Below are 6729 nucleotides of genomic sequence, written 5' to 3'. Positions count from 1 at the left end.
GGGGTCCCGGCGCTCTGGTACGCGGTGGGCGTCCTCATCGAGGTCCTGCTGGCCCGCGGCCGGGTCGCCGAGGCCGCGCGCACCGCGGACGACTACGCCTTCGGCGCGCCGTTCCCCGCCGCCGTCGTCTTCCCCGACGCCCAGACCGTGCACGGCGAACTGCTCCTCGCCCGCGGCCTCACCAAGGAGGCCTCCGCCGAGCTGGCCTCCGCCGGGCGCCGCCTCGACCCGCGCGGCATGCGCAACCCCGCCTGGTGCCCCTGGCAGCTCCACCTCGCCCGGGCCGAAAGCCACGACGCACCGGAACGCGCCGTCACCACGGCACTCGAAGCGGTGAACCGTGCCCGCCAGTACGGAGTGCCCTCCGGGATCGGCCAGGCGCTGCGCGCCGCCGCCGACGTCTCCACCGGTTCGCACCGCGTGAAACTCCTCGAAGAGGCCGTCTGCCACCTGGAACGCTCACCGGCCGCCTACGAACTGGCCTGCGCCCTGGTCGCGCTCGGCACCGAACTGCGGCGCGCCGGGCGCCCCAAGGAAGCCGCCGAACACCTCTACCGAGGCCTCGACGCCGCGGTCCAGTGCGGAGCCGACGGCCTCGTCGAGGAGGCCCGCGACGAACTCACCGCCGCCGGACTGCGCCCGCGCCGCCTGCACGGCACCGAGACGGACACGCTCACGGCCCGCGAGCGGGCCGCCGCCACGCTCACCGTACGGGGCCGGACCACGGCGCAGATCGCCGAGGAACTGTGCACCGAGGAGACCACCGTCGTACGCATGCTGTCGGCCGTCTACCGCAAGGTCGGCACGGACCCGACGGGGCTGCCCGTCGCTCTGGGAGAAGCGACGGAACGCTGACCCGTACGGCCGACCCGGCGATCCGGACCCCCGTCGGCGTGCCCCGGACGACGGCCGTCCCGCGACCGGCGGTGACACCCCTGCCCACACCCCGGGCCGGGCCCCTTCGCACCGGTCCGCGTCGGGCGCCCCCGAGGCCCGACACACGCCCGTGCACGTACCATTGCGGCATGTCCTTCCTCCGCCGCCGCAGCGCCACCCCCGCCGGGCCCGACTTCGACGTTCTGGCCATGGACCCGGGCGACTGGCCGGGCAACCTCGGCGCGGGCCTGCTGCCCGCCGCCGACGGCAGTTGCCAGGGCGTCTTCCTGCGCTACGACCTGTTCGGCGGCCGCGGTCCCGCGATGATCATCGGCAATCTGCCGGAGGGCTCCCCGGCCCGCGACGTCGCCGAGGACGAGGTCCCCTTCGAGGTGGCCCAGCTGCTCCTCGCCCTGGAGAACGACGAAGAGGTCACCGTCACCGGAACCGAGGACATGCCGGTGATGCAGGGCGACAACCTGATGATCGTGCGGCGCCTGAAGCTCTCCGAGACGCGCATCTCGTGCGTCCAGTTCGACCGCAGCGACAACGTCCTGGTGACCATCGCCGCCTGGGACCGCCCCATCACGGACGACCTGTACGCCCTCCTGAAGCCGCTGCCGGCGGAACTGTTCCAGCAGGGCTGACCGCCGGGCGCCCGGCGCCCGAACGGGTGACCGTGACCCCCGGCCCATGGACGGCCGGGCCCGCGTCAGGCGGACCCGGCCGCTCGTCTCACGAGTGCGACGGGAGCACGGTCACGTCCGCGGCCCGGACGAACGCCACCCGGTGCCCGAACTGGATCTCGTAGTACATGTCCGAGCCGATCACGACCTTGTGCGGAGCCGTGTCGAAGGTCGGCGAGTAGAAGTACTCGCCCGGCACCTTGTCGCCCACCGCGTACCGCTGGCCCTGGAGCATCTTGTACGGCAGCGGCGACACCGCCTGGACGGGCACGCCCGCCGGGTACGCCTCCTTCTCCGGGTAGGCACGCCCGTAGACCGGGATCTCCGCCTGGCCGGCCTTGGGCGTGACGACCAGCCCGGACGCGTTCACCGCCGTCGGCTGCTTCGCCGGGTTCTTGAACCAGGCCTTCTGCCCCAGGTACCAGATCGCCGTCCAGTCGCCGTCGCGTTCCGCGAGCGCGTACTGCTGGCCGGTGGACACGCGGGACGCGACGTCGTTCACGTCGATGGTCGAGTCGGCGCCGCTCGGGTACAGGCCGATGTCCTTGACCAGCGGCGCGTTCTCGTCCGGCTGCGTGTGCAGTCGCACCTCACTGGAGCCGTGCGCCGCGCAGGGCTCCCCCTTGGTCACGCAGCCCGTGTACTCCGGCCGGTTCTCGTCGAAGTCCGGCAGGACGGTCACCAGCCCGCCGCCCTGCTTCACGGCCCGGTGGAAGGAGTGCCCGAGCAGGGTGAAGTAGTGCTGCCAGTCCCAGTACGGGCCCGGGTCCGTGTGCATCCCCGGAATGGTGGAGGTCGTCGGGCCCGGCACGTTCTCGTGCCCGAGGATGTGCTGCCGGTCCAGCGGAACGGAGTACTTCTTCGCCAGGTACTTCACCAGCCGCGCCGAGGCACGGTACATCTCCTCCGTGTACCAGGCGTCCGGCGAGGCGAGGAAGCCCTCGTGCTCCAGGCCGATCGACTTGGCGTTGATGTACCAGTTGCCCGCGTGCCAGGCCACGTCCTTGGCCTTCACATGCTGGGCGATGTGACCGTCGGTCGAACGCAGGGTGTAGTTCCACGACACGTACGTGGGGTCCTGCACCAGGTTCAGCACACCGTCCCAGGTGCCTTCGGTGTCGTGGACGACGATGTACTTGATGCTCTGCGCCCCCGGCCGGTCGCCGAGGTCGTGGTTGCCGTAGTCGCCGTCCCCGAACTCCGCGTACGGAGCGGGGATCCATTCGCAGGACACCTCCGCGGGACACTCCGTGCCCTCGGCGGAGGCCGTCCGCAGTCCGGCCCGCCGCAGGGTCGCCGTGTCGGGGCTGAGCGCCGGCTGGGCGGCGAGCTCGACGCGCTGACCGGAGTCCGTGGTGCGCTCCGCGCCGTCGCGCATCACCTCGTAGACGTCCTGTGCGTACGTCGCAGCCGTCGAACTGTCGTCCGCGCCCGAGAAGCGCGCGACGGCACCGTACCAGTCGGCCGCGTCGGAGCTGAGCGGCTCGCCGAGGTCGCGCTGTGCCGCGGCGAGGAGCGCGGCACCGCCCTCCACGTTCGCCGCCGCGTCCGTCCGCAGCGCCTCGGCCGGCAGACCGGTCAGCTCGGCCGCCTTCGTCAACGTCTTCAGACGGTCGGGGAGTTCGGAACTCTCCGGCACCTTCGTGGTGGGGATGCGGGCCGGGCGCGAGCTGTCGCCGCGGGCGTCCTCCGTCCCGTCGCTGTGGTGCGGGGCCCGCGCGATCGCCGTCCGGGCGTCGGTCAGGTGCATCGGGCCGTAGCCGCCGGTGACGCTCGGGGCACCCTCGTGCCCGTCCCAGCGGGACTGGAGATAGGAGACGGCGAGCAGCACGCTCTGCGGCACGTGGTACTCCGCGGCCGCGGCCGCGAAGGCCCGCTGGAGTCGCGCCGAGGACTGCTCCTCGGCCTGGCTGGACGGGGCGGCACCGAGCAGCGGGAGCAGCAGCGCCGCGGAGGCGACGGCGCCCGCCGTCCTGCGCGTGCGTCTGCGCCCGTTGGGGGCCTGGGGAGCGGTGGCGGACCTGGGCAATGCAGCCTCCTGGGACGGTCGGGCGCGGTGGGGCGTGCGGGGCCGAACTGCGTCAGTGCTACCGGCTCTCCGACGATCCGTCAATCATGCCCAGTGGCAGGCGATTTCCCATGTCAGCGCACGTGGTGAAGGTTTTCGTGGCGGCGGTGACGCGGCCTGCGCGGCGTCAGTGGCGTGGACCAATGGACCGAACGGGTGAGGTCGCGACACGCCAGAGGTCCGCGGTGCGCCCCTGTCCTGGCGCGACCGCGGACCTCCGTCCCCGTCAGCGAGTGCCGACCGCCGCTCGTACGGCCCGGCGGGCCATCTGGCAGTCGTCGTGCAGCCGCCTCAGCAGCAACCGCTGTTCCTCGCCCGACGGCGCGGCACCCGGGTGAGCCGGACCGGGCGCCGCCGGGGCCGTGTCGTGCATCGAACGCTGCACGGCCGTCTCATAGGTGCGGATCTCTCGTGTCAGCACGAGCATCAGATTCACCAGGAAGGCGTCGCGCGCGGCGGGCCCCGCCGACTGGGCGAGTTGGCTGATCTGCCGCCGAGCCACCGGCGCGTCACCGAGGACCGCCCACAGGGTCGCCAGGTCGTACCCCGGCAGATACCAACCCGCGTGCTCCCAGTCCACCAGCACTGGACCGGCCGGTGAGAGCAGGATGTTCGACAGGAGGGCATCACCGTGGCAGAACTGACCCATGCCCTGACGGCCCGCCGAATGGGCGATGCCGTGCACCAGCTTCTGCAGATCGCCCATGTCCCGGTCCGTGAGCAGACCCAGCTCGTGGAATCGGGAGATCCGCTCCGCGTAGTCCAGCGGGGCGTCGAACGTGCCCGCCGGTGGCCGCCAGGCGTTCAGCCGGCAGATCGCGCCCAGTGCCGCCCGGATGTCCGCGCGGGGCGGGGCCTCGGCGGGGTGCCGCTGGAGCGCGGCGACGCGGCCCGGCATCCGCTCGATGACCAGGGTGCCGTTGTCCGGGTCCGCCGCGATCAGCCGCGGCACCCGGACCGGCGGCCGGTGCCGGACGAACGAGCGGTAGGCAGCTATTTCGTGCCGGATCCGGTCGGCCCACATCGGTGACTGGTCGAGTAAACACTTGGCGACGGCCGTGCTGCGCCCCGTCGTGCCCACGAGGAGCACGGAGCGTCCGCTGCGGCGCAGCACCTGTACCGGAGCGAACTCCGGACAGATCCGGTGCACCGACGCGATCGCCGTGCGCAGCTGCGCGCCCTGAGGGCCGGACAAGTCGATTCTCCCGCTGAGCGGCTGGGTGCCGAGCCCCGGGACGCGTCGCGTCCGGCCGGCACCGAGCACGGGCGCCTGGCGGGCGGGGTCGAGGTAGGGGCCGCTGCCCGCCGGGCGGGTGTGCAACGACCGGGGCGGAGCGGACACGGAGGACGATGCTGCGTACATGGGCGATACAGATCCCTTCGTGTGCCTGCGAGTTGCCGCGCTACCCGCCCCGGCCGCGCCGGAACACCCTGGGGAGTGTCCCTGCGGCAACCGGGTCGGGGTGGCGCGTTCCTACCTGACACCCGAGGTCCACTGGCACACCATCTGGCGCACCCTGGCGAACCCTGGCGAATAGTCGCTCAGCAACTGACAGGCGGTTACTGTCAAATCAGCCGAGAACCTGGGGGCTTGACGTGAACGGACAACCCAACACCCGCCTGTCGGACCTGTTCGGCCTGGCCGGCTGGTCCAAGGGCGAACTCGCGAGGATGGTCAACCGGCAGGCGGCGGCCATGGGCCACCCCCAACTGGCGACCGACACCTCGCGGGTGCGGCGTTGGATCGACATGGGAGAGATCCCGCGCGATCCGGTGCCGCGGGTGCTGGCGGCCCTGTTCACCGAGCGTCTCGGCCGTGTCGTGACCATCGAGGACCTCGGTCTGGTCCGGCACGGGCGTACGGGAAAGCGGCAGAGCGGCGGGAATGCGGAACATCCCGACGGAGTGCCGTGGGCGCCCGAACGGACCGCCGCGGTCCTCACCGAATTCACGGGAATGGACCTCATGCTCAACCGACGCGGCTTGGTGGGCGCGGGTGCCGCGCTCGCCGCGGGATCCGCACTCAGCACGGCCATGCACGACTGGCTCCACACCGATCCGGCCCTCGCGGCCGACGCTCCCCGATTCGAAGATCCCCTGCACGCCGACCCCGCTGGGTTCGACCGCTACGAGGCCGCCCCCATCGGGTCGCAGGAGATCGAGGAACTGGAGCGCTCGGTCGAGGTGTTCCGGGCCTGGGACGCGGCTCGCGGCGGCGGGCTGCAACGTAAGGCCGTGGTGGGCCAGCTGAACGAGGTGGGAGGCATGCTCTCCTACCGGCACCCCGACCATCTGCAGCGACGCCTCTGGGGCGTCGCCGCCAACCTCGCCGTCCTCGCGGGCTGGATGTCGCACGACGTCGGCCTGGAGCCCACGGCTCAGAAGTACTTCGTCATCGCCGCACACGCGGCCCGAGAAGGCGGTGACCGGCCCCGCGCCGGCGAGGCGCTCTCCCGAGCGGCTCGTCAGATGGTGCATCTGGGCCGGCCCGACGACGCACTCGACCTCATGAAGCTGGCGAAGTCGGGTTCCGGCGAGGAGGTGCTGCCCCGCACCCGGGCCATGCTCCACACCATCGAGGCCTGGGCGCAGGCCTCCATGGGCAAGGGGCAGGCGATGCGGCGCACCCTCGGCCAGGCGGAGGACCTGTTCGTCTCCGACCGGGGCGACGTCCCTCCGCCGAGCTGGATGCAACTGTTCGACGAGGCCGACATGCACGGCATGCAGGCCCTCGCCTACCGCACCCTCGCCGAGCACGAGCCGTCGGCGGCGGCCACGGCTCAGCGCCACGCGAAGGAGGCGCTGAAGCTGCGCGAGTCGGGCCGGGACCGGTCGAAGATCTTCGACCACATCTCCCTGGCGTCGGCCTGCTTCATCGCCGACGATCCCGAACAGGCCGACCGGTACGCGCGACTCGCCCTGACCTCGATGGGGGCCAACTCCTCCCACCGGACCTGGGACAGACTGCGCGAGATGTACCGGCTCACCGGGCAGTACTCCAGCTATCCGAAGATCCACGACCTGCGTGAGGAGATCAAACTGGCCCTGCCCAACGGTTCGTTGAAGCCGAGGGGCGGCGGAAACAGCGCGCGGGCGTAA

General features: G+C 72.0%; 5 protein-coding genes. 3 read left to right on the top strand and 2 right to left on the bottom strand.

Going from position 1 to position 6729, the window contains the following annotated elements; all coding sequences use genetic code 11:
• The coding region (locus BKI49_RS01500; RefSeq protein ID WP_218835017.1) for a helix-turn-helix transcriptional regulator at positions 1–855 on the top strand (855 nt) is incomplete at its 5' end.
• A gap of 170 nt (positions 856–1025) precedes the next feature.
• The gene (locus BKI49_RS01495; RefSeq protein WP_095932294.1) at positions 1026–1523 is read left to right on the top strand and encodes a hypothetical protein; all 498 of its coding nucleotides are present in this window, start codon (positions 1026–1028) and stop codon (positions 1521–1523) included.
• An 88-nt stretch (positions 1524–1611) separates the two neighbouring features.
• Here the strand turns inward: BKI49_RS01495 and BKI49_RS01490 are convergent, their stop codons facing one another.
• A complete protein-coding gene (locus BKI49_RS01490) occupies positions 1612–3591 on the bottom strand; it encodes an N-acetylmuramoyl-L-alanine amidase (RefSeq protein ID WP_095932293.1) in 1980 nt (659 codons plus the stop codon).
• Positions 3592–3856: 265 nt separating this feature from the next.
• Positions 3857–4993: an aminoglycoside phosphotransferase family protein gene (locus BKI49_RS01485; RefSeq protein ID WP_095932292.1), complete on the bottom strand. Its 1137-nt coding sequence runs from the start codon at positions 4991–4993 to the stop codon at positions 3857–3859.
• Positions 4994–5226: 233 nt separating this feature from the next.
• On the opposite strand from BKI49_RS01485, the gene BKI49_RS01480 reads away from it, so the two are divergent.
• A complete protein-coding gene (locus BKI49_RS01480; protein WP_095932291.1) occupies positions 5227–6729 on the top strand; it encodes a DNA-binding protein NsdB in 1503 nt (500 codons plus the stop codon).

This window comes from Streptomyces sp. Tue6028 (assembly GCF_002300165.1).
GTDB classification, from domain to species: domain Bacteria; phylum Actinomycetota; class Actinomycetes; order Streptomycetales; family Streptomycetaceae; genus Streptomyces; species Streptomyces siamensis.
The sequence above is the reverse complement of the archived record's forward strand: the minus strand, read 5'-3'. Positions and strand labels throughout refer to the sequence as shown.

Bases quoted from the DNA above. Each gene is read 5' to 3' on its own strand.
- BKI49_RS01495 (WP_095932294.1), top strand. From the start codon at position 1,026: ATGTCCTTCCTCCGCCGCCGCAGCGCCACCCCCGCCGGGCCCGACTTC.
- BKI49_RS01485 (WP_095932292.1), bottom strand. From the start codon at position 4,993: ATGTACGCAGCATCGTCCTCCGTGTCCGCTCCGCCCCGGTCGTTGCAC.